The sequence below is a fragment of the Pseudomonas sp. H2_D02 genome (genome assembly GCF_054677635.1).
Genome location: NZ_CP162816.1, coordinates 2,857,152 through 2,878,952, shown reverse-complemented (window position 1 = coordinate 2,878,952; position 21,801 = coordinate 2,857,152). Strand labels below are relative to the sequence as shown.

The 21,801-nt window shown below is 62.1% G+C and carries 14 protein-coding genes and 2 pseudogenes; 6 read left to right on the top strand and 10 right to left on the bottom strand.

Translation table 11 applies throughout. The features are described from left to right. Position 1 precedes the first annotated feature (1 nt). Positions 2-1,699 (bottom strand): glutamine--tRNA ligase/YqeY domain fusion protein, encoded by a 1,698-nt coding sequence (locus AB4N42_RS13290; RefSeq protein WP_030142114.1) that lies wholly within the window; start codon positions 1,697-1,699, stop codon positions 2-4. Between the two features lie 250 nt (positions 1,700-1,949). Between AB4N42_RS13290 and AB4N42_RS13285 the strand changes: the two genes are divergently transcribed. Together AB4N42_RS13285 and AB4N42_RS13280 are read left to right on the top strand one after the other, a co-directional pair. Then, on the top strand, positions 1,950-2,456 hold the full coding sequence (locus AB4N42_RS13285; RefSeq protein WP_198796007.1) for a peptidylprolyl isomerase: 507 nt from the start codon (positions 1,950-1,952) through the stop codon (positions 2,454-2,456). Further along, positions 2,453-3,220, top strand: a complete 768-nt coding sequence (locus AB4N42_RS13280) for a UDP-2,3-diacylglucosamine diphosphatase (RefSeq protein WP_030142112.1) — start codon at positions 2,453-2,455, stop codon at positions 3,218-3,220. Before AB4N42_RS13285 ends, AB4N42_RS13280 begins: the two co-directional genes overlap by 4 nt. A 112-nt stretch (positions 3,221-3,332) precedes the next feature. Here the strand turns inward: AB4N42_RS13280 and AB4N42_RS13275 are convergent, their stop codons facing one another. The 7 genes and pseudogenes from AB4N42_RS13275 to AB4N42_RS13245 form a co-directional block, all read right to left on the bottom strand. Next, positions 3,333-4,862 carry a DHA2 family efflux MFS transporter permease subunit gene (locus tag AB4N42_RS13275; RefSeq protein WP_407683355.1) on the bottom strand — a complete coding sequence of 510 codons (1,530 nt, stop codon included), beginning with the start codon at positions 4,860-4,862 and terminating at the stop codon, positions 3,333-3,335. 213 nt (positions 4,863-5,075) lie between these two features. Beyond that, positions 5,076-6,272: an HlyD family efflux transporter periplasmic adaptor subunit gene (locus AB4N42_RS13270; protein ID WP_407683356.1), complete on the bottom strand. Its 1,197-nt coding sequence runs from the start codon at positions 6,270-6,272 to the stop codon at positions 5,076-5,078. A 15-nt stretch (positions 6,273-6,287) separates the two neighbouring features. Continuing rightward, positions 6,288-7,757 carry an efflux transporter outer membrane subunit gene (locus tag AB4N42_RS13265; RefSeq protein ID WP_460116387.1) on the bottom strand — a complete coding sequence of 490 codons (1,470 nt, stop codon included), beginning with the start codon at positions 7,755-7,757 and terminating at the stop codon, positions 6,288-6,290. Positions 7,758-7,910: 153 nt separating this feature from the next. Further along, positions 7,911-8,183: pseudogene (locus tag AB4N42_RS13260) on the bottom strand (MarR family winged helix-turn-helix transcriptional regulator); the annotation flags it as partial. 269 nt (positions 8,184-8,452) lie between these two features. Then, complete coding sequence (locus tag AB4N42_RS13255) at positions 8,453-12,139, bottom strand: translocation/assembly module TamB domain-containing protein (RefSeq protein WP_460116291.1); 3,687 nt, start codon at positions 12,137-12,139, stop codon at positions 8,453-8,455. Continuing rightward, positions 12,136-13,863 (bottom strand): autotransporter assembly complex protein TamA, encoded by a 1,728-nt coding sequence (locus AB4N42_RS13250; protein ID WP_460116290.1) that lies wholly within the window; start codon positions 13,861-13,863, stop codon positions 12,136-12,138. Before AB4N42_RS13250 ends, AB4N42_RS13255 begins: the two co-directional genes overlap by 4 nt. A 65-nt stretch (positions 13,864-13,928) precedes the next feature. After that, positions 13,929-14,573, bottom strand: coding sequence for a GNAT family N-acetyltransferase (locus AB4N42_RS13245; RefSeq protein ID WP_030142105.1), 645 nt, complete (start codon positions 14,571-14,573; stop codon positions 13,929-13,931). Between the two features lie 174 nt (positions 14,574-14,747). Here AB4N42_RS13245 and xthA point away from each other — a divergent pair, with 174 nt between their 5' ends. The 3 genes and pseudogenes from xthA to AB4N42_RS13230 all read left to right on the top strand — a co-directional run bounded on the left by xthA (position 14,748) and on the right by AB4N42_RS13230 (position 17,956). Beyond that, positions 14,748-15,560, top strand: a complete 813-nt coding sequence (gene xthA / locus AB4N42_RS13240; protein ID WP_030142104.1) for an exodeoxyribonuclease III — start codon at positions 14,748-14,750, stop codon at positions 15,558-15,560. Positions 15,561-15,780: 220 nt separating this feature from the next. Then, positions 15,781-17,115, top strand: coding sequence for a substrate-binding domain-containing protein (locus tag AB4N42_RS13235; RefSeq protein ID WP_460116289.1), 1,335 nt, complete (start codon positions 15,781-15,783; stop codon positions 17,113-17,115). Between the two features lie 492 nt (positions 17,116-17,607). Continuing rightward, positions 17,608-17,956, top strand: a pseudogene (locus tag AB4N42_RS13230) (DUF6124 family protein). Positions 17,957-18,107: 151 nt separating this feature from the next. Here the strand turns inward: AB4N42_RS13230 and AB4N42_RS13225 are convergent. Together AB4N42_RS13225 and AB4N42_RS13220 are read right to left on the bottom strand one after the other, a co-directional pair. After that, positions 18,108-19,346, bottom strand: coding sequence for a M20/M25/M40 family metallo-hydrolase (locus AB4N42_RS13225; RefSeq protein ID WP_198795999.1), 1,239 nt, complete (start codon positions 19,344-19,346; stop codon positions 18,108-18,110). A gap of 76 nt (positions 19,347-19,422) precedes the next feature. Further along, positions 19,423-20,499, bottom strand: a complete 1,077-nt coding sequence (locus AB4N42_RS13220) for a diguanylate cyclase (protein WP_460116288.1) — start codon at positions 20,497-20,499, stop codon at positions 19,423-19,425. Positions 20,500-20,792: 293 nt separating this feature from the next. Between AB4N42_RS13220 and AB4N42_RS13215 the strand changes: the two genes are divergently transcribed. After that, positions 20,793-21,722 carry an alpha/beta fold hydrolase gene (locus AB4N42_RS13215; RefSeq protein ID WP_431144961.1) on the top strand — a complete coding sequence of 310 codons (930 nt, stop codon included), beginning with the start codon at positions 20,793-20,795 and terminating at the stop codon, positions 21,720-21,722. The last annotated feature ends 79 nt before the right edge of the window (positions 21,723-21,801 follow it).

The window sequence follows — 21,801 nt, the reverse complement described above, 5'->3', positions numbered from 1 at the left end:
ATCACTGACCCCAGGAATCGCGCAAGGTCACGGTACGGTTGAACACCGGAGCACCGGGTTTCGAGTCCTTGATATCCGCGCAGAAGTAACCTTCGCGCTCGAACTGGAAACGGTCTTCCGGCTGTGCGTTGCCCAGCGATGGCTCGGCACGACAACCGGTGAGTACCTGCAAGGAGTCAGGGTTGATGTTGTCCAGGAAACTGGCGCTGTCTTCGGCCTTCTCCGGGTTCGGCGAACGGAACAGGCGATCGTACAGGCGCACTTCGCACTCGACGCTGGCGGCGGCCGGCACCCAGTGGATCACGCCCTTGACCTTGCGACCTTCCGGGTTCTTGCCCAGGGTGTCGGGGTCATAGGAGCAACGCAGTTCGACGATGTTGCCGTCGGCGTCCTTGATGGCCTCGTCGGCACGGATCACGTAGCTGCCGCGCAGGCGCACTTCGCCGGCAGGCTCCAGGCGCTTGTAGCCTTTTGGCGGCTCTTCCATGAAGTCTTCACGGTCGATGTAGATTTCCCGGGCGAACGGCAGGACGCGCACGCCCATGTCTTCCTTCGGGTGGCACGGCAGCTCGAGGTTCTCGACCTGGCCTTCCGGGTAATTGGTGATGACCACTTTCAGTGGGCGCAACACGCACATGGCGCGCGGCGCGCTGTGGTCGAGGTCGTCGCGGATGCTGAACTCCAGCATGCCGAAGTCCACCACGCCGTCGGAGCGGTTGGTGCCGATCATCTCGCAGAAATTGCGGATCGACTTCGGCGTGTAGCCACGACGGCGGAAGCCCGACAGCGTCGACATGCGCGGGTCGTCCCAGCCGCTGACGTGCTTCTCGTCCACCAGTTGCTTGAGCTTGCGCTTGCTGGTGATGGTGTAGTTCAGGTTCAGGCGGCTGAATTCGTACTGGCGCGGGTTGGCCGGCACCGGCAGGTGTTCCAGGAACCATTCGTACAGCGGACGGTGGCTTTCGAATTCCAGGGTGCAGATCGAATGCGTGATGCCTTCGATGGCGTCCGACTGGCCGTGGGTGAAGTCATAGTTCGGGTAGATGCACCACTTGTCGCCCGTCTGGTGGTGATGGGCATGACGGATGCGGTACATGATCGGGTCGCGCAAGTTCATGTTCGGCGAGGCCATGTCGATCTTGGCGCGCAGCACACGGGCACCGTCCGGGAACTCACCGGCGCGCATGCGGGCGAACAGGTCCAGGTTCTCTTCCACGCTGCGATCGCGGAACGGGCTGTTCCGGCCCGGTTCGGTCAGGCTGCCACGGTATTCCTTGGCCTGCTCCGGCGTCAGGTCGCACACGTAGGCGTTGCCGGACTTGATCAGCTCGACCGCCCAATCATGCAACTGGTCGAAATACTGCGAGGCGTAGCGCACTTCGCCGGCCCATTCGAAACCCAGCCACTTGACGTCGCTCTTGATCGCGTCGATGTATTCCTGGTCTTCCTTGGCCGGGTTGGTGTCATCGAAACGCAAGTGCGTGACGCCACCGAACTCCTCGGCCAGGCCGAAGTTCACGCAGATGGATTTGGCGTGACCGATGTGCAGGTAGCCGTTGGGCTCCGGCGGGAAGCGGGTGACGATCTGCGTGTGCTTACCCGAATCCAGGTCCGCCTGGACAATCGGGCGCAGGAAATTGACCGGCACGGCCGGGCCGGTCTTGGAATTCGAGGTAGGGTCGACAGTGGGCTTGCTCATAGGATCCTTGAACGTACAAGTGCGCGGCCGGGTGCGGCCTGATAAATCAAAGCCCGTATCATAGCCGATGCTGTCAAGCACCTGACAGGCCGAGCCGGCAAACGATTGAATTTAATCGATGAGCCGATGAAAAACAGCCTCGAAATTCGTGCCCGGCACGCTAAACTGCCCAACCTGGCCGATTACAGCCAGACCGGTTGCGGGCGTCCGCGCCCCCGAAACCCACGAATTCCTTGAAAGAGTAGTGATCATGACCCAAGTCAAACTGACCACCAACCATGGCGACATCGTCCTGGAACTGAACGCCGAAAAGGCACCGATCACCGTTAAGAACTTCCTTGAGTACGTCGAGGCCGGCCATTACGAAAATACCGTTTTCCACCGTGTCATCGGCAACTTCATGATCCAGGGCGGTGGTTTCGAGCCGGGCATGAAAGAAAAGAAAGACAAGCGCCCAAGCATCCAGAACGAAGCCGACAACGGTCTTTCCAACGACAAGTACACCGTCGCCATGGCTCGCACCATGGAGCCGCATTCGGCCTCCGCGCAGTTCTTCATCAACGTTGCCGACAACAGCTTCCTGAACCACAGCGGCAAGAACGTCCAGGGCTGGGGCTACGCAGTATTCGGTAAAGTCACCGCTGGCACCGACGTGGTCGACAAGATCAAAGGCGTGTCCACCACCTCCAAGGCCGGCCACCAGGACGTGCCAGCAGAAGACGTGATCATCGAGAAAGCCGAGATCATCGAAGCGTGATATTGCTGATTTCAGATTTGCATCTGGAAGAGGAGCGCCCGGACATCACCCGGGCGTTTCTGGATTTACTCGCCACACGCGCCCGCTCGGCGCAAGCGTTGTACATCCTGGGCGACTTTTTCGAAGCCTGGATCGGCGACGATGCCATGACGCCGTTCCAGCGTTCCATCTGCCAGGCCCTGCGCGAATTGAGCGACAGCGGCACGGCCATTTTCCTCATGCACGGCAATCGCGACTTCATGCTCGGGCAGGCTTTCTGCAAAGCGGCTGGCTGTACCTTGCTCAAGGATCCGAGTGTCGTGCAGTTCAACGGTGAACCGGTGTTGCTGATGCACGGCGACAGCCTCTGCACGCGAGATATCGGCTACATGAAGATGCGCCGCTGGCTGCGCAACCCGCTCACGTTGTTCATCCTGCGCCACCTGCCACTGGGCAGTCGCCAGAAACTGGCACGCAAGCTGCGCAGCGAAAGCCGCACCCAGACGCGGATGAAAGCCAACGACATCGTCGACGTCACGCCCGAAGAGATCCCGCGGATCATGCAGCAATACGGCGTGAAGACCTTGGTCCACGGCCACACCCACCGTCCCGCCATCCACAAGCTGCAACTGGGCGAACACGCAGCGAGACGCATCGTGCTGGGGGATTGGGACAAGCAAGGCTGGGCGTTGCAGGTGGATGAACAGGGGTTTGCGCTGGCGCCGTTCGGGTTTGCCCCGCCGCCACAACTGCCGGCACCCGATACGATCCCTGACTACATATAGATCCCTTGTGGGAGCGAGCTTGCTCGCGATAGCGGTGGATCAGTCAACGGTGATGTTGAACGTGAATCCGCCATCGCGAGCAAGCTCGCTCCCACAGGAGTTCATGGTTGCTTCAATGACCGCTGGCAGCAGGCCCCGCCTTCGCCGCGAACGGCGGCTTCGCCAGCCACACCAGCAGGATCAACCCCATGAACGCCCAGCCCAGCAACGTGAAGTAATCCACGGTGGAGAGCATGTACGCCTGGCTGGTGAGGATCTGGTCGAGCTGGGCATAGACCGGCGTGCTCGCGCCACCGAGTTGGTTGATCGTCTCGCGGGTGGCCGGCTCGAAGGTGCTGATGCTTTCGCTCAGGTACGCATGGTGCTGATCGGCGCGGCGGATCCAGATCCAGGTGGTCAGCGACGCGGCGAAGCTGCCGCCCAGGGTTCGCAGGAACGTCGCCAGCCCCGCGCCATCGGCGATCTGGTGCGGCGGCAGGTCCGACATCAGGATGCTCAGGGTCGGCATGAAGAACAGCGCCACGCCGATGCCCATGAACAACTGCACCAGGGCGATGTGCTGGAAATCCACCTCGTTGGTGAACCCGGCGCGCATGAAGCAGCTCAGGCCGATCGCCAGGAACGCCAGCCCGGCCAACAGGCGCAGGTCGAACTTGTGGGCGTACTTGCCGACGAAGGGCGACATCAACACCGGCAGGATGCCGATGGGCGCCACCGCCAGGCCGGCCCAGGTGGCCGTGTAGCCCATCTGGGTCTGCAACCATTGCGGCAGGATCAGGTTGATCCCGAAGAACCCGGCGTAACCGCCCACCAGCACAATGGTGCCGATGCGAAAGTTGCGATAGGCAAACAGCCGCAGGTTGACCACCGGATGTCCGTCGGTCATTTCCCAGATCACGAATACCGCCAAGGCAACGACTGAAATCAGCGCGCCAATGATGATGAAGTTCGATTCGAACCAATCCAGGTCATTGCCCTTGTCGAGGATCACCTGCAACGCACCGACCCCGATGATCAGCGTGATCAAGCCGACATAGTCCATCGGCTGGCGACTAGTGACCACGGGCCGCGCCTTGAGCTGCTGGCGCACGACCATCACCGCGAAAATGCCGATGGGCACGTTGATGAAAAAAATCCACGGCCAGCTATAGCTGTCGGTGATCCAGCCGCCGAGGATCGGCCCGGCAATCGGCGCCACCACCGTGACCATCGCCAGCAACGCCAGGGCCATGCCGCGCCTGGCCGGCGGGTACACGGCAATCAACAGGGTCTGGGTCATCGGATACAACGGCCCGGCGACCAGCCCCTGGAGTACACGGAAGCCGATCAGCTCTGGCATGGAGGTGGATATCCCGCACAGGAACGAGGCCAGGACGAACAGCATCGTCGCCCACAAAAACAGCTTCACCTCGCCAAAGCGACGGCTCAGCCATCCGGTCAGCGGCAGCGCGATGGCGTTGCTCACGGCGAACGAGGTGATCACCCAAGTACCCTGCTCCGAGCTGACGCCCAGGTTGCCGGAAATAGTCGGCAAGGCGACGTTGGCGATGGTGGTGTCGAGCACCTGCATGAACGTCGCCAGCGACAAGCCAATGGTGCTGAGCAACAGGCTGGGCGGCGTGAAGGACGCGTTATTGCTCATTGCGAGAGTCCTATGAAACGGAGGTGGTGAACTACTGGCGCCCCGATGAAATGGAATTACGCCCTGTGGCGAGGGGATTTATCCCCGCTGGGCTGCGTAGCAGCCCTTGTTTGATTAGATGAATGAGTCCCTGATACACCGGGTCGCAGTTTTAGGGCCGCTGCGCAGCCCAGCGGGGATAAATCCCCTCGCCACAGGGTTGGCGGCGCTGCCTCAGCGCTGTGCGGTATTGCTCGTCGCCGCGCTGTTCTCATGAATCAAACGACTGATCATCGCGTCGGCATCGGCCAATTGCCGGTCATAGACCTGGGTGCTGAACGAGGCTTTTTGCGGTGGCTGCTGGGCCAGTACCGGGCCGCTCTGGTCATGCAGGTTGACGTTGACCTGAGTCGACAGGCCGACCCGCAGCGGATGCTTGGTCAGCTCCTCGGCATTGATATGAATGCGCACTGGCACCCGCTGGACGATCTTGATCCAGTTACCGGTGGCGTTCTGCGCGGGCAGCAAGGCAAATGCGCTGCCGGTGCCGGCGCCCAGGCTGTCGACCGTACCGCTGTATTTCACGTCGCTGCCATACAGGTCAGTCTCGATGTCCACCGGCTGGCCGATGCGCATGTCGCGCAGTTGGGTTTCCTTGAAGTTGGCGTCGATCCACAACTGATCCAGCGGGATCACCGCCATCAACGCCGTGCCCGGCTGCACTCGCTGCCCCAGCTGTACGGTGCGCTTGGCAACATAACCGGTCACCGGCGCGATCAAGGTGCTGCGCGCGTTGGACAGATAGGCCTGGCGCAGTTGCGCAGCCGCCGCTTGCACGTCGGGGTGGGACGACACCACCGTGTCATCCACCAACGCGCTGGTGGTCTTGAGCTGTTGCCGGGCGTTGGCCAAGGCGTTCTGCGCCGAGGTCAGGTCGTCCCGTGCGTGGGACAGTTCTTCCTGGGAAATCGCTCCGCCGGCCGCGAGGTTCTTGCGTCGGCTGTAGTTTTCCTGGGCCTTCTGCACTTCGGCCTCTTGCGCATGCACCTGCGCCTTCATGCCATCGACATTGCTGTACAAGCCGCGCACCTGGCGCACGGTACGGGCCAGGTTGGCCTGGGCACTTTGCAGCGCGACTTCGGCATCGTTCGGGTCGAATTGCACCAGCACCTGGCCTTCGCGCACCAGGTCACCGTCATCGGCGCCAATGCTCACCACCGTGCCGGTGACTTGCGGGGTGATTTCCACCACATTGCCGTTGACGTAGGCGTCGTCGGTGCTTTCGTTCCAGCGACCATACAGTTCGTGCCAGGCCCAGACACCCACGCCGGCGAGAATGACGATCAGGGCCAGGGCCAGCAGCATCACCTTGCGCTTGCGCGGATTGCTGCCGTCCTGTGGGGTTTGTTGAGTTGTTTCGGCAGTTGCCATGACAAATACCTCGAATCAGTGAGTTGACGCGGTGGCGGCCGGTGTGGCCGAAGCTACGGTCCGGGTCTCGAAACCACCGCCCAGGGCCTGCATCAGTTGGATCGACAGGTCGATCTGCTCGGCATTGAGGGTCGCCAGTTGGCGTTGGGCCTGGAGCAGTTGCTGCTCGATGCTCAGCACGTCCAGGTAATTGCCGATGCCGGAGCCATAGCGCTGGACCACGGTGTCGTAAGAGCTTTGCGCGATATCCACGGCATGTTGCTGGGCGCCGATCTGCCGACCGATGTCACGCAACTGGTTGATGGTGTCGCTGACATCGCCAAGGGCCGCGACCAGGCTCTTGTTGTATTGCGCCACCGCCAGGTCGTAGTCGGCGTCCCGGGCATCGAGATCGGCCCGCAGGCGTCCGCCGTCGAAAATCGGCAGCGACACCGTCGGTGCCACATTGAAGAAACGGCTGGCCGAGCCGAACATCGCGTCACCCAACAGCGATTGCACTCCCGCCGCCGCGCTCAAGTTGAGGTTGGGGTAGAAATTGGTCTTGCCGGCTTCGATGTTCTTGCTCGCCGCCTCGACCCGCCACCGCGCCGCGACCAGGTCCGGACGACGGCCCAGCAATTCGGCCGGCAGATTCGACGGTAACGCCACGGCGCTGGCCTGCAGCACGTTGGGCCGGGCGATTTCGTTGCCACGGTCCGGCCCTTTGCCCAGCAGCACCGCCAAGGCGATCTTGGCGCTTTGCAAACGTTTCTCCGCGTCGATCAACGTTGCATCGGCGCTCGCTTCCAGGCTTTCGGTCTGCTGGAACTGATACTGGCTGTCGATCCCGGCGCCGAGGCGACGCTTGCCCAGGTCCAGCATCTGCCGCGTGCGCTTGAGGTCTTCGTTGGCCAAGTCATGAATGATATGGGCCTGGCCCAGGTCGCTGTAGGCCCGGGCCACATCGGCAGCCAGGGTCAGTTGCGCGGCCTGGCGGTCGATCTCGGCGGCGCGGGCCTGACCGAGGGCGGCTTCCCAGGCGGCGCGCTGGCCGCCCCAGAGGTCGAAGTTGTAATTGAAATCCACGCTCAGCGAACGCAACGTGCTGTAGGCCCCACCCTGCCCTTGCGGATCCTGGTCGCGAGCCAGGCGCGAACGGCTGACGCTGCCGCTGGCATCCAGGGTTGGCAGGCGTGCGGCGTTGGCGGCATAGGCGGCGGCACTGGCCTGGTGAACCCGGGCGCTGGCGATCTGCATGTCCGGGCTGTCGTGCAGCGCTTCGCGGATCAGGCTATCGAGTTGTGGGTCGCCGAGGCTTTTCCACCAGTCGCTTTTCGGCCACGAGGCCGGCGACAGCTTGACGCCAGTCAGGGACTGTCCCGCCTGGAGGCTCTTGGCTTCGAGGCTGACCCCTTCGGTCTTCAGGCCGCTGTAGCTGGCACAACCGGCGAGGCTCATGGCCAGCAGCACCAGGCCCAAGTGGGTACGCAAGGTTTGACGCTTCATTTTTTCCCCCAATCGCAAGACGGTGATGGGGTCACCGGCGGCGAGCAGTATTTTCTTGAGGATGTCTTCGAGGGTTTGCAGCTCCTCGCGGCTGATGGCACTGGCCAGTTGATTCATCGCATCGGCACCGATGAACGGCAGGCGATCGGCAAGGGCCTGGCCGGCTTCGGTCAGCACCAATTGCACTTGGCGCCGGTCCTCTGCCGAGCGTTGGCGAACCAGGAAGCCCTTCTGCTCCAGGCGATCGAGCATCCGTGTCATCGAGCCGCTGTCCAGGGACAGGTAGCGGCACAGTTCGACCGGCGTGTCGATGCCGTGCTGGGCCATGATGATCAGCACCTTGAACTGCGCGGCGGTGATGCCGACGGGCTCCATGTGGGTGTCGATGATCCGATCCTTGAGCAGCGCGGCACGGCCGAGCAGCATGCCGAGATGGCAATTGTGGAAATCGCCTGGGGTGAAATGCTTCATCTGGATACCGTTGTCGGAAGACGTTTTGCTGCCTAGGCAGCGAATGTATGTCGAGATATTACTGCTTAGGCAGCAAATGTCAAACAAATAGTTAGTTAGCTACGCATAGACAGACCTGTGGGAGCGGGTTTACTCGCGAAAGCGGTGTGCCAGTCAGCAATTTTTTAGCTGATAGACCGCATTCGCGAGCAAGCCCGCTCCCCACAGGTTGTTTTGAGGAGGGATCAGAAATCGCGCTTGTAGAAGATATCCAGCGAGCTGGCGACGCCGCTGGCGGCTTCGAGGTAGACCTTCTTGCTCAGCTTGTAGCGCAACGCGATGGTATTGGCCGGTTCGAACACGCCCACGCCATAGCGCAGGCTGAGTTTTTCCGACAGGTTGCCACTGGCGACCACGCTGGTGTCGTTGCCGCTGCCCTGGGTGTCGAGCTGGAAATCTTCGATACCCAGGTTGTTGGCCAGGCTGGTGGTCACGCCGGCGCTGCCCATCAAGCCCAGGCCCAGCGCGGCCTGGGCGAGCATGTTGTTGTCCTCGCCGGTGGTGCTCAACGGCCGGCCCAGCACCAGGTAGGACAACGCCTGCTCCTGGCTCATGGCCGGCTCGGAGAAGATCTGCGTGGTCGGCTGCTCGGCGCTGCCACTCAAGCGAATACCGGCGATCACATCGTCGGTCTGGCGGATCGCTTCAATGTCCAGGTAAGGCTGGTCGATCGGCCCGGCAAACAACAATCGCGCCCGGCGTACCGTCAGGCGTTGTCCGTAGGCCCGGTATTTTCCGTCGTTGAGCCAGAGCTCGCCGCGCGTGTCCATGTTGTCGCCGATGTGTACTTGGCCTTGGACGTTGGCCGTCAGGCCAAAACCCGAGAAGGCGAGTTTTTCCTGGCCGACGATGACATCGATGTCCATCGCCATCGCAATCGGTGCCTTGCCCTCTTCAGTCTGGTGGCCGACGATCACCGTGTCATCCGATACCTTGACCGTGGACGGCGGCAGCTCGCGAACTGTGATCTCGCCCTTGGGCACCAGGACCTTGCCGGCAATCGAAAGTCGTTCGCCTTGCATCGTGATGTTCAGGTTCGGCGCCACGTCCAGCACTGCGTAGGGTTCGACAGTGACCGGCAGTTGCGAGCCCTTGAGGGCCAGGTCCATGGTCAGGGCCTCGCCCCAGCCAATGCTTCCGGTCAGGCGGCCCTGCCCGCTCTTGCCACTTTTCCAGGCGCCATCGAGCCTTACCGTATCACCGGCGATCATGGCCCGCAGTTGCAGGGCTTCGAGGCTGATCGGCAGTTCCGGGCCGGACATTTCGCCGTCGCTGAGCACCAGGTTGCCGTTGACCTGGGGCGCGAGCAATCCACCGGACAGCGTGCCACTGCCGTTCAAATGACCGGTCAGGGTTTCCACCATCGGCACGAACGGCCGGGCCACCGACAGGTCCAGACCATTGAGTCGGAAGGAGCCGCTCAAAGGCTTGCTGGCCGGCAACGGGTTGATCCGTGCCTGGAGCGTCAGCTCACCCAGCCTCGCGCCGACGAAATTGATATCGGTATCGATGCGCGTCGGCGTCAGGCGGCTGCTGAGCGTCAGGGTCTGGTAGGGGAAATCCAGCCATTGCCCCTTGTCCTGCTCCTTATCTCGAATCCGCAAAGTACCGCCGCTGGCATCCACCAACACGCGGCCGTTCGGGCCGCTGGCCGGCAGGTCCAGTTGCAGGTCGGCGTTGAGCTGTCCGCGCCAGCCAAAATCCTTGGGCATCCACTGGGCCAGGCTTTCGATGGGGAATTGCTTGAGGTGATAACGCAGCTTTGGCTCCGGCATCAATCGCTGATCTTCCCCGCAGAGGCTGGCCTGGCCGGATCGCCAGCAGTGGGCACCGAAGTTCAGCGTGCCGTTGGCCAGGCGCTCAAGCGTCGCTGGTGCCTGCAAGCGCCAGGTCTGCCCGCCGACCTGCACGTCGCCGCTGGCGAGGCGTCCGCGCCAGTTGCCTTGGTCGAGCGAACCGTCGAGGGCCAAGGTGGTTTCCAACTGCGGCCCCTGCAGGTCGAGGTTGAGCCTCTGTTGCTTGATGTCGCCCTGGCCGCTGACCGTCAACACGCCCAGCGATGTTTCGCCGGCCCGGATGCCGCTCGCCTTCAAGTCGACCTTGCCCCGCTGCGCACTGTCGAGCGTCGCGTCCAGGTTCAGGCTTTGCAAGCGGTTGTCCTGGAAGGCCAGTTGCGTACCTTGCAAGTCGAGCTTGCCTTGCGGTGCCTTCAGCGTCCCGGCGAGATCGACGCGGCCGGTGATTTGGCCGCGCAATTGCGGCCAGAGCTGGGCCAGGCGCAAGAGCTTGATATCGATCTGCCCTGTCAGTTTCTGCTGCAGGCTGCCCGTGCCGTTGATGCGGTTGTCGCCCAGACGAATATCCAGCGCGCCGAGATTCCATTGTTCGCCAGCCCCGCTGGCCTTGGCCTGGAACAGCGCCGGCTGGCCGCGCAGCTTGCCCTTGAGGTCCAGGTCCGCGTCGAGCTCGAGGCGCTCGTTTTTCATCGTTCCCTTGCTGCGCAACGGCCCGGCCAGGGTGCCGGGCAACTCGCCGAGCCAATACGCCGGGTTGATGGCCGACAATTGCAGCGCCGTATCCCAGGCAACGCCGTCGGCAAATTGCAGGCTCAAGTGCCCTTCGGCCTTGCCCTGCCCGGCGGCGAGCTTGAGCTGTGGCAAATGGATCTGCGTCAGGTCGCCGCTGAACGGGCTGTCCAGGCTGAACGCCCCGGCCGGACCGTCCAACGCCGCGTGGAAATTGCCGAGGTATTTGCCATCGGTGTACGAGACTTCGCCATTAAAACGGCGCAACGTCACTTGCGGTTCGTCGATCAGTGGATAGAGGCGATGCCAAGGGAACTCCAGCCAAGCGATCTTCGCTTCGGCGCTCAGGCCTTCGCGCCAATCCAGCTGCCCGGTGAGCTTGAGGCTTTGCTGGTCGCCCGCATCCAGATCGAGGCCAGCGATCTGTGCGCCGTTGGCGTCGACCTTGCCGCTGAGCGACAACGCCACCGGGCCTTTCTCGGCGGGCAAACTCGCCTTGCCGAGCAGTTGATAGCCATCTTTCAGGTTACCCTCGCCGGTCAGTTCCAGCTGATTGAGCAACAGCGTGTCCGGCAGGTCGGCGCTGGCCTTGAAGCCGTCGGCGGTGATGCGCACCTTGGCCGGCAGGTTGTCCGCGAGCGGTTGCAACTCGCCCTTGAGGTGACCTTGCAGATAACCACTGCTGTCGGCAGTGAGCTCAAGGGTCCTGAGCAGATCGCCATCGACTTTCAGATCCAGCATCCAAGGTGTCGCACCCGGTGCCGGCAATGTCAGTTGGCCCGCAGCACTGAGCGGCCAGTTCCCACGCGGCTGCAACAGGCCGGACAGTTTCAGGCTCAACTCGTCGCGCTGCAATTGCACCGAGTCGATCTGCAGACCTTCGGCGGTCCAGTGCGCCGCCAGTTGCAACCCCTTGAGCTGTTCGCTGCCGTTGAACGACAGGCTGCCCACCTGGACGTCGCCCAACTCGATCGCCAAGGGCAAGTCCAGGTCCGGCAGGCTGATCGGACCGCTGCTCGGTGCATCGGAAGAGGCCGGCAGCTGCAAGGCAATCCTGTCGGCCTTGAGCTGCTCGATGCACAGGGTCATGCGTAAAAGGCAAAACGGCGACCAGGCGAAGATCGGCCGATCGAGTTCTACCCGGCTGGCGTCCTGTTGCCACACTACCCGGTCGGCATTCCACTGCCCGCCCAGCCGCCCCTGGAAACTCTCCACGGTCAGCCCTGGCACCAGGCCAAGGGCCCAGCGGCTGCCAAACGCCGTGCCCAACACGATGCTCAAGGCCAGCAAGACCGACACCAGCAACCCGCCAAGGGCAAGCAGCGTTATTTTCAAACCGCGATTCACAACTCAGGCCCCATGGAAAAGTGCAATCGAATGCCGCCGTCGTCGTCCAGGGCATGGGCCAGGTCGAGGCGGATCGGGCCGACCGGCGACACCCAGCGCACGCCGACACCCACGCCGGTCTTGAGGCTTGGCAAATCGAGATTATTGAAAGAGTTGCCCTGGTCAACGAAGGTTGCGACGCGCCATTTTTCCGCGACCGAATATTGATACTCGACGCTGCCGGCCACCATGTAGCGGCCGCCGATGCGATCGCCGTCGGAGTTTTCCGGCGACAGGCTCTGGTAGTCGTAGCCGCGTACGCTCTGATCGCCGTCGGCAAAAAAACGCAGGGATGGCGGGATCGATTTGTAGCCATTGGTAGCGCTGCCGCCGATCTGGGCGCGGGCCAGGAAACGATGCTTGTCGAACACAGTGGTCAAACCCTTGACCATGGCGGTGCCATACAAAAGGTTGTTGTCCGAACCCAACCCTTCCTTGGCGACCTTGGTGTCGAATTGCAGGCGATAGCCATGGTGCGGGTCGATACGGTTATCGCTGCGCAGGTACGAATAGCTGACGCCCGGCATCAGCAACGTACTCAGGCCCGAATCGTCGCCAAGACGGTATTCCTCGCGCTGCCACTTGAGCGACACCACACGCTGCCAGCCGCTGGGCAACTTGCTGTGCCATTCGGGCCCCACGGTCAGCAGTTTGCTGAGGGTGTCGGTGCCGGCCAGTTCTTCATATTGATAACCGTCGGCGTAGCGCAGCTTATCGGTCAACGGCGGGTCCAGCGGCACGTCGTACCAGAGGCCGATGTTTTGCCGGGGCGCCGAGACTTCCGCCTCCCAACCGTAGCTGTGCCCTTGCGGATTGACCCAGTGGCGCGTCCAGTTGGCCTTGGCCCGGGGGCCGACGTCGGTGGAGAACCCCAGGCCCAGCCCCATGGTGCGAGGCTTGCGGGTGTCGAGCTTGACCGCCACCGGGATCACGTTGTCGGTGGCCGCGGTGGGCGTCGCATCGACGCGCACGCCTTCGAAGTAGCCGCTCGATTGCAAGGCCTGGTTGAGTTCGGCGATGAGCTCGGAGTCGTAGGGCGCACCCGCCTTGAACGGCACCATGCGTTGCAGCAGGTCTTCATCGAAGGGTGTATCACCTTCGAAGCTGACCGCGCCCAGGGCGTAGCGCGGCCCGCTGTCGTAGATCAATTCGATGTCGGCGATACCGGCCTGCGGGTCCACGCGCAACGTCTGGCTGATGAACCGCCCACTGAAAAAACCATAGCGCGAGGCCTGGTTCTGGATTGTCCGCTTGGCGTCTTCATAGCGCCCGTGGTTGAGCACCGCTCCGGGTTTGAGGCCTGGGTTGTCAGGCACGCGGAAGCCCTTGAGCGACGCCGCCGGGCCGTCGATGCGGATCGTGACATTACGCAAGTGCACCGGCTCGCCGGGGTCGATGCTCAGGATCAGGCGCGGCGCCTTGCCCGCCTGGACCTCACTGTCGATCTGCGGCTGGTAGTAGCCCAGCGCCTGGGCCGCTTTGCGCGCCTGCTCCTCGGCGCCGCGACTGAAACGCAGCAACGCCTCTTCGTCACGATCGCCCACACCACCGATGTAGCCTTCTACGTTGGCCTTGAGTTCGTCATTGGAGGGTTTGACCCGCACATCCAATTCACTTTGTGCCAGCGCCACGCAGCTGAGGGACAGCAAGAGCGCGCCACCGGTCATTCGTCCTGGGAAATTCATGGCGCGGATGCTATCACGAGGTCGGGAGCCTGATAGAGCCAGACGATTCCCAAAAGTTCGTCTGACTAAGCCGTCGCGCTCTGCAGGACCTGCGGGTTCGCATGAAAGAAAACATGCTCGCGGATCGGTCCTACCGCTATTTCGCCAATTTCCTCATAACCCTGGCGTTTATAAAATTCGAGATAACGGGGATTTCCAGTGTCCAGCACCACGCCTTGGGAATGCTCGTCCACGGCACACCAGTTGTGCACCGCCTCGAGCAACTGTTCGCCGTAGTGTTTGCCCTGGAATTGCGGATGAACGCCCAGCAACGGCAATACATGCACCGCGTCCGAAGGCAGGCAGGCCAGCACGGCGGCGTGATAGTCCAGGTACCGTCGGGTACAGCGGAACCCCGTGCTCAAGACCATGCGCAGGCGCCAGGCCCAACTCTCGGTGATACCCAGACGCCGCTGCGGCGGGGCGATCAGGGCGATGCCTATCAGGCGGTCGTTGACCAGCAGGCCAATGGCCGGCAGGTCCTGGAGGAAATGCTGCTTGACCAGTTCACGCACGGTCGCCCGCACCCGCTGTTCATAGCCGGGACGCTCGGACTCGAACAGGTAGCTGAAGGTCGGCTCGTGGCGATAGGCCTGGTAGAGCAACGAACGGGCTTCGCGGGAATAGCCGCTGTCGAGCATATGGATATCAGCAGTGGCGGTTTCAGGCATGGCGTTGCGTCTCCTGGGCGGGCTCGATGAGGCCTGCTCTTATTGACTACGAACCCGATAGGGCTGCGATCGTTCCTACATGCCAAGGACATTAGCAGTGCATTTGTCCTACTGCCACGCTAGCCCCGCTCCCACATGTCAGCTAGCATCGCAGTTTTGCCAGGACAGCCGACCATGAAGATCGTCTCCTTCAACATCAACGGCCTGCGAGCCCGTCCCCATCAGTTGGCGGCACTGATCGACAAGCACCAGCCGGACGTGATCGGGTTGCAGGAAACCAAGGTCCACGACGAACAGTTCCCGCTGGCCGAGGTGCAAGCCCTGGGTTATCACGTGCATTACCACGGGCAGAAAGGCCACTACGGTGTCGCCCTCCTCTCGCGCCAAGCGCCGTTGACCTTGCACAAAGGCTTCGAGACTGACGATGAAGATGCCCAGCGGCGTTTCATCTGGGGCACGTTTGCCGATGCCAACGGTGTGCCGGTGACCATCATGAATGGTTATTTCCCCCAAGGTGAAAGCCGCGATCACCCCACCAAATTCCCGGCCAAAGAGCGCTTCTACAGCGACCTGCAGCAATTGCTGGAAACCCGCTTCAGCAACGACCAGCCGGTCGTGGTGATGGGCGACGTGAACATTTCCCCGGAAGACTGTGACATCGGCATCGGCCCGGACAATATGAAGCGCTGGCTGAAGACCGGTAAATGCAGCTTCCTGCCGGAAGAACGCGAGTGGATGGCGCGCCTGAAGAATTGGGGCCTGGTGGACAGCTTCCGCCACCTGAACCCAGACGTCACCGACCGCTTCAGCTGGTTCGACTACCGCAGCCGCGGTTTCGAAGACGAACCCAAGCGCGGGCTGCGCATCGACCTGATCCTGGCGTCCCACGGCCTGCTGCCACGGGTCAAGGACGCTGGCGTGGACTATGAACTGCGGGGCATGGAAAAGCCGTCGGACCATGCGCCGATCTGGTTGGAACTGAGCTGAATCCCAGCCACAGAAGATCCCTGTGGGACTGTGGGAGCGAGCCTGCTCGCGAAAGCGGTATCGATGTCGCATGACTGCGCCAGACACACCGCCTTCGCGAGCAGGCTCGCTCCCACACTTGATCGCGCCGGTCATTCGTTTCTCGTCGCACCTCTGTCATCTTTCAGTAACCCGACTGACTTAATCTTCCGGCACTTCCCAAGGTCAGAAGGTGGCCGGCATGCGGCTGTGCGTTGTGTTTTTCCTCGGTCTCTGGCTGCCATGCGTGGCATGGGCCGACCGTCTGCCCATTCCCGAACAGGGCCCTGCCCTGCGCCTCCAGGGCTCCAACACCATTGGCGCGGCGTTGGGGCCGGCCCTGGTCCGCGGACTGATGGAGAACCAGGGATTGCTCAAGGTCAGCGCTGAAATCACCGGCCGCGACAACGAGCAACGCATCGTCGGGCAGACCGCCGAAGGCCAGCGAGTCACAGTCGACATCGCCGCCCACGGCTCCAGCACCGGATTCACTGCGCTCAAGCAAGCCAACGCCGACCTGGCCGCCTCTTCCCGGCCGATCAAGGAAAGCGAACTGAAGGACCTGGCGGCCCTCGGCGATCTGAAAAGCCCGACATCCGAACAGGTCATCGCCATCGACGGCCTGGCGATTATTCTTCACCCACAAAACCCATTACGGCAGCTCGACACCGTGCAACTGGCACGCATCTTCAGCGGCGAGGCAAAAACCTGGGAAGCGGTGGGTGGCGTCGGCGGGGCGATTCATCTATACGCCCGGGACGAGCAGTCCGGTACGTATGACACCTTCAAGGAATTGGTACTCAACCGACAGGGAAAAAAGCTGGATCCTACGGCCAGACGCTTCGAATCCAGTGATCAACTGTCGGATGCCGTCAGCCAAGACCCACAAGGCATCGGTTTCATCGGTCTACCCTACGTGCGCCAGGCGAAACCTCTGGCGATTGTCGATGGCGATTCCCAACCCATGTTGCCGCTGAACAACCTGATCGCCACCGAGGACTATCCCCTTTCCCGGCGTCTGTTCTTCTATTTACCGCCCTTGCAGACCAATCCGTGGGCCGAGGCGCTGGTGGACTTCACCCAAAGTGAACAGGGCCAGGCTATCGTCGCGGCCAACGGCTTCATCGCCCAGACAGTCCAGGCGATGTCGGTCCCCCCCAACGCCTTGATGCCCGAGGGCTATCAAGCCCTCAGCCGCCATGCCCAACGCCTGACGGTGAATTTTCGTTTCGAAGAAGGCAGCGCCAATCTCGACAACAAGGCCCATCAGGACCTGGGGCGCGTGCTCGATTACATCAAGCAGCATGGCAAAGCCGATCGGCGCGTGACCCTGGTGGGTTTTGGTGATGCCAAGGACGATCCAGCGCGGGCCGACCTGCTGTCCAAACTGCGGGCGATGGCGGTGCGGCGTGAACTGGTCAAATTCGGCGTGGCGTTGCGTGAGGTGCGCGGTTTCGGCGCGTTGATGCCGGTGGCGGCCAACAGTGAAGATGAAGGACGGGTTCGCAATCGGCGGGTGGAGGTTTGGGTGTATTAGAAAGCTTCGCAATCCAAAGCGAAGCCAGTCATGTGGCGAGGGGATTTATCCCCGCTGGGCTGCGCAGCAGCCCTAAAACAGTGAACACAATCTTTCTGACATACCGAGTTGGCTGGTTTGGGGGCCGCTGCGCAGCCCAACGGGGATAAATCCCCTCGCCACGAAAGCTCTGATGTTTATGTCGATAATCTTGGCGTAGGAAGGGACTCCAACTTCTTGCGCCATTGCCTACAACTACGCCAGAATCCGCCGGCTTGTGCGCCTTGAGGGTGGGCTTTACTGTTGCCCGGTCGCTGAATATCAGCGATCGGGTTTGGTAGCCCGGGTAAAACTAAGGCGCACAGTTCCGGCATATTTATTATGGCGGCTGTGCGTGGGGCGCCTCCTGGCGCGCTGGGTTTGCCTTGGTACCCGGTCTACCAACCTGCGTATAGCCGCCACCCAATGTTTGGTAGCAAAGGGTTGCGGCTCCCATTACCAAGGAGTTTCATCATGTTCAAAGCAACCCCAAATCCGCCGGACAACGATCCAGCCGACTCAGCAGCGCTCGACAAAGCGGCAGCAGACCGCGCCCTCGATTACTACCTGAAACCCAAATCCAGCACACCGAAAACCGATCCAGGCCAGCTCTTCACCCTCATCAACGGCATCACCACCGAAGCCCTCCTCGCCAACCTCAGCGAAACCCTGGCCTCGGCCAACGCCATGATCAATGACCTGGCCTTCGACCTGGACGGCTCACGCGCGGCACGTCGCCCTGGGCATCCTGCAACTGGTCGAACTGAGCGGACTGCTGGCGAATCGCGCGCTGGATAACGTCGAAGCCCGTCCCTCGACATAACGCATCCCTGTGGGAGCGAGCTTGCTCGCGAAGGCGGTATGTCAGTCAACACTTGATCGACAGACCGATCGTTTTCGCGAGCAAGCTCGCTCCCACAGGGTTTCGAGGCGTTCGCCCTATTCCCGGCCAACGCCCCGAACGACATAGCACACTACCGCCCCGCCAATTCCATGATCATCCGCGAGAGCAAATAGATTCGCGGCACCACGCTCTCGACTTCAGCGTATTCCTCAGGGGTGTGAATGTTACCCCCGACGATGCCAAAGCCATCCAGCGTCGGCGTGCCAACCCCGGCCGACAGGCTGGCGTCCGCCGCCCCGCCGCTGCCTTCTTCGGTGAGTTTGCGCCCCAGTTCGCCGTAGATACCCTGGGCCATGGCCATCAATCGATCCGACTCCTTCGTCTGCGGCATCGGCGGCAAGCCACGCTGCAGGCTGGTGGTGACTTCGGTGTCGGCGATCAACTTGTCCTTGGACACCCGGGCCAGGTCTTTTTCGATGCGGTCGAATTCTTCCGGCACCGCCGCCCTCACGTCGGCCTTCGCCGTGGCCTGGTCGGGAATCACGTTGGTCCGGTCACCCGCCTTGAGCACGGTGAAGTTGATGGTGGTTTTCTTCTCCGCGTCGCCGAGCTTGCCCAGTTGCAGAATCTGATGCGCCGCCTCCATCGCCGCGTTGCGCCCCAGCTCCGGCGCCACACCCGCGTGGGCCGCCTTGCCCTTGACCTCCACCAGCGCCGTTGCGCTGCCCTTGCGCCACACCACCAGACCGTCAGCCGGACGACCCGGTTCAAGGTTCAGGGTCACGTCGTGGGCCTTGGCGGTTTTCTTGATCAGGTCGGTGGCGGCGTCCGAGCCGGTTTCTTCGCTGGCGTCGAGTAGGAAGGTGATCTGCGCGTAATTCTTGAAGTCGAGGTTTTTCAGCACTTTCAAGGCATAGATGCCGGCGACGATACCGCCCTTGTCGTCCATCACCCCCGGCCCGTAGGCCCGGCCATCCTTGATATGAAAAGGCCGCTCGGCGGCGGAGCCTTCCTTGAACACCGTGTCCATGTGGGCCATCAGCAAGATCTTCGCCTTGCCGGTGCCCTTGAACGTCGCCAGGACATGTTGAGTACCGTCCGAATTGGGCACCTTCTCGATGGTCGCGCCGAGCTTTTGCAGCTCATCAATGGCGATATCACCGACCTGGGTCAGCCCCGGTACATAACCGGAACCGGAGTCGATATTCACCAGCCGTTCCAGCAGTTTCAGGGCCTCGCCCTTGTACTGCTCGGCATCGGCCAGCACTTGCTGATGGGGCTGCGCAAAGACAGCGGGGGCGAAGGTGCCAAGGGCCAGGCTCAAGCCAAGACTGACGGCCAGACGGGAGCGACGAGCGATAACGGTCATGAGTTCATCCTTGTTTCGTCGGGAAAGTACCCTTGAGGGAGTCAAGGGGCACCCTACCCGACAAAACGCCAATGCTCTAGACCGTCGACGTCTCCAACACCGGTCGATGTCGCTGACAGACAACCCGATTACGCCCGCCAGTCTTGGCTTCGTAGAGCATCTGGTCAGCGTCGTTGAGCCATGCACCGGCATCGCCATAAGCCGGGCTAAACGCCGCCAAGCCAATGCTCAGGCTCACTTTCAAGGCCGGATCCTGCTCATAGGCGAGCGTGGCAAAACGTTCGCGCAAACCGTCCATGGCCTGGACCGCGTTGTGCAAGGTCAGGTCCGGCAGGATCACGCAAAACTCGTCGCCACCGTAGCGCCCGACAATGTCCGCGGCCCGCAGGTTTTGCCTGAGCAGCTTGCCGAGCTGGCGCAGCACAACGTCGCCGGCACCATGGCCGTAGGTGTCATTGATGGCCTTGAAATGGTCGATGTCGATCAGCGCGATTGCGCCGTGGATTCCGTCCGATGGATGACGCAGGCAACGCTGGAATTCTTCATCGAGTCGATCTTTCCAGGCGCCATGGTTGAGCAGCCCGGTGAGGCTGTCGGTGCGACTGAGGGCCAGCAATTCTCGCTTCTGCCGGCCGAGCGTGTAGGCTTGGCGAAAGCAGATCCAGCCCAGCGCCAGCGGATACAGGCACAGCAGCGGCAGGCAAGCATAAAGTTGCGCCGGGCTGGTCATGGGTACGCCGGTCAACGGGAAAATCACGCCCCCCACCGCGATCCCGGCCACTTGGGCCGCGGCCCCGACCAACAGGAAACGCAGGCCGCCGATGGCAACGTTGTTCATCGCCATCATCGCCAGGGTGACAGCCGTGGGCAGCGGATTGAATTGCATCGCGGCGACCCAGAAGCCGCCAAGAAAGGCATCGATCAGCAGGTTGCGGTGTTCGGCGTGGTACGGCACCGCCGAGCGACGCGCCCATTGATAGGACACGTGCGGCCAGAGCAAGCCGTTAAACAACATGAAGCCCCAGACCCAGGGCGCCGGGTCGAGGGGCAGGACGGCAACACTCACCACCAGCAACCCCAGCGCCAGGCCTAGGATGCGCGATGTATAAAGCCTCCTGGCCAGCGAGAGTCCCTTTTTTCCCGTCTTATGCATAGAGGCCTCTGCACCGCCGGTCTCCCGATCGCCGGGATGGGTTGTTGGGAGTCTATCAGGGCGCCGTCAAATAGCCATCACTCCATGCAGGGGGTATTTATCCCACCGGACGAACGTAGTTCTTCGCATATTTTGGCTATACATGAGGAGGGGAATTGTTGCCCGACACAGCGCGTATCAAAGCAGACACCTGCCTGACATCGCGATATTCCAAGGTTTCAGCTTCACTTACCTTGATCCGTCGGATCATATCGACGGGTCAACATCCAACGTGACCCATGGAGGGCAACGACATGCTGGTGTTGTGGGTGGTCCTCGCCGTGTTCATCGCCTGGAGCTGGCTGACGTATCCGGGCATCGGCCACGTGCTGTATGACCTGGGCATGGCCCTGGAAGCGCGGCTTTACCGGCTGCACAAGATCACGGTGCCCATCAGTGAAATGACGGTGTCGACCTGGCAAGGTGGCCCTTATGAAGCGTCCGGCAGCATCCTGATGCTGCACGGCTACAGTGCCGACAAGAACCTCTGGCTGCGCTTCGCCCGGCATTTTGTCAGCCAGTACCGCGTGGTGATTCCCGACCTGGCCGGCCATGGCGAAACCGGCTTCAAGGTTGGCGGCGGCTATGACATTCCGACCCAGGCCCGGCGGGTGATCGAGCTGCTCGATGCCTGCGGCCTGGACAAGGTCCATGTGATCGGCAATTCCATGGGCGGCCACCTCGCGGCGTGGCTGGCGGCGACCTCACCTGACCGCGTGCTGACCCTGGCGCTGATCGACCCGGCGGGCGTCACCGCCCCCCAACCCAGTGACATGGAACGCCACCTGGCCGCTGGGCATAACCCGTTCCTGGTGTATTCGCGGGATGATTTCGCACCGTTCTACGCCATGACCATGGCCTCGCCGCCCTGGTTGCCGAGCGTGGTGCTGGCGGCACTGGCCGAGCGTTACGAACAGCGCCGGGAAGAACTGGCGGAAATCTTCGTCGATTTTCGCGCCAGCCCACCGATGGAGCCCCGCCTGAACGACATCCGCGCGCCGTCGTTGCTGCTTTGGGGGCGCAAGGACCGGCTGATCGACGTCAGCAGCGTGCCGGTCTGGAGCAAGGGCATCGCCGATTTGCGGGTGGAGATCTGGGACGGCGTCGGCCATATGCCGATGGTAGAGAAACCCGGGAAAACGGCGGCGTTATATCGGGATTTCCTGAGGGGATTGGGGCAGTGAACACAAGGCAGGCTTGATTGCTTGCGACGACGTCTTCGGCGGGAGCCTTCGGATCAGTCCCTGGCAGAATGAAGTCCTG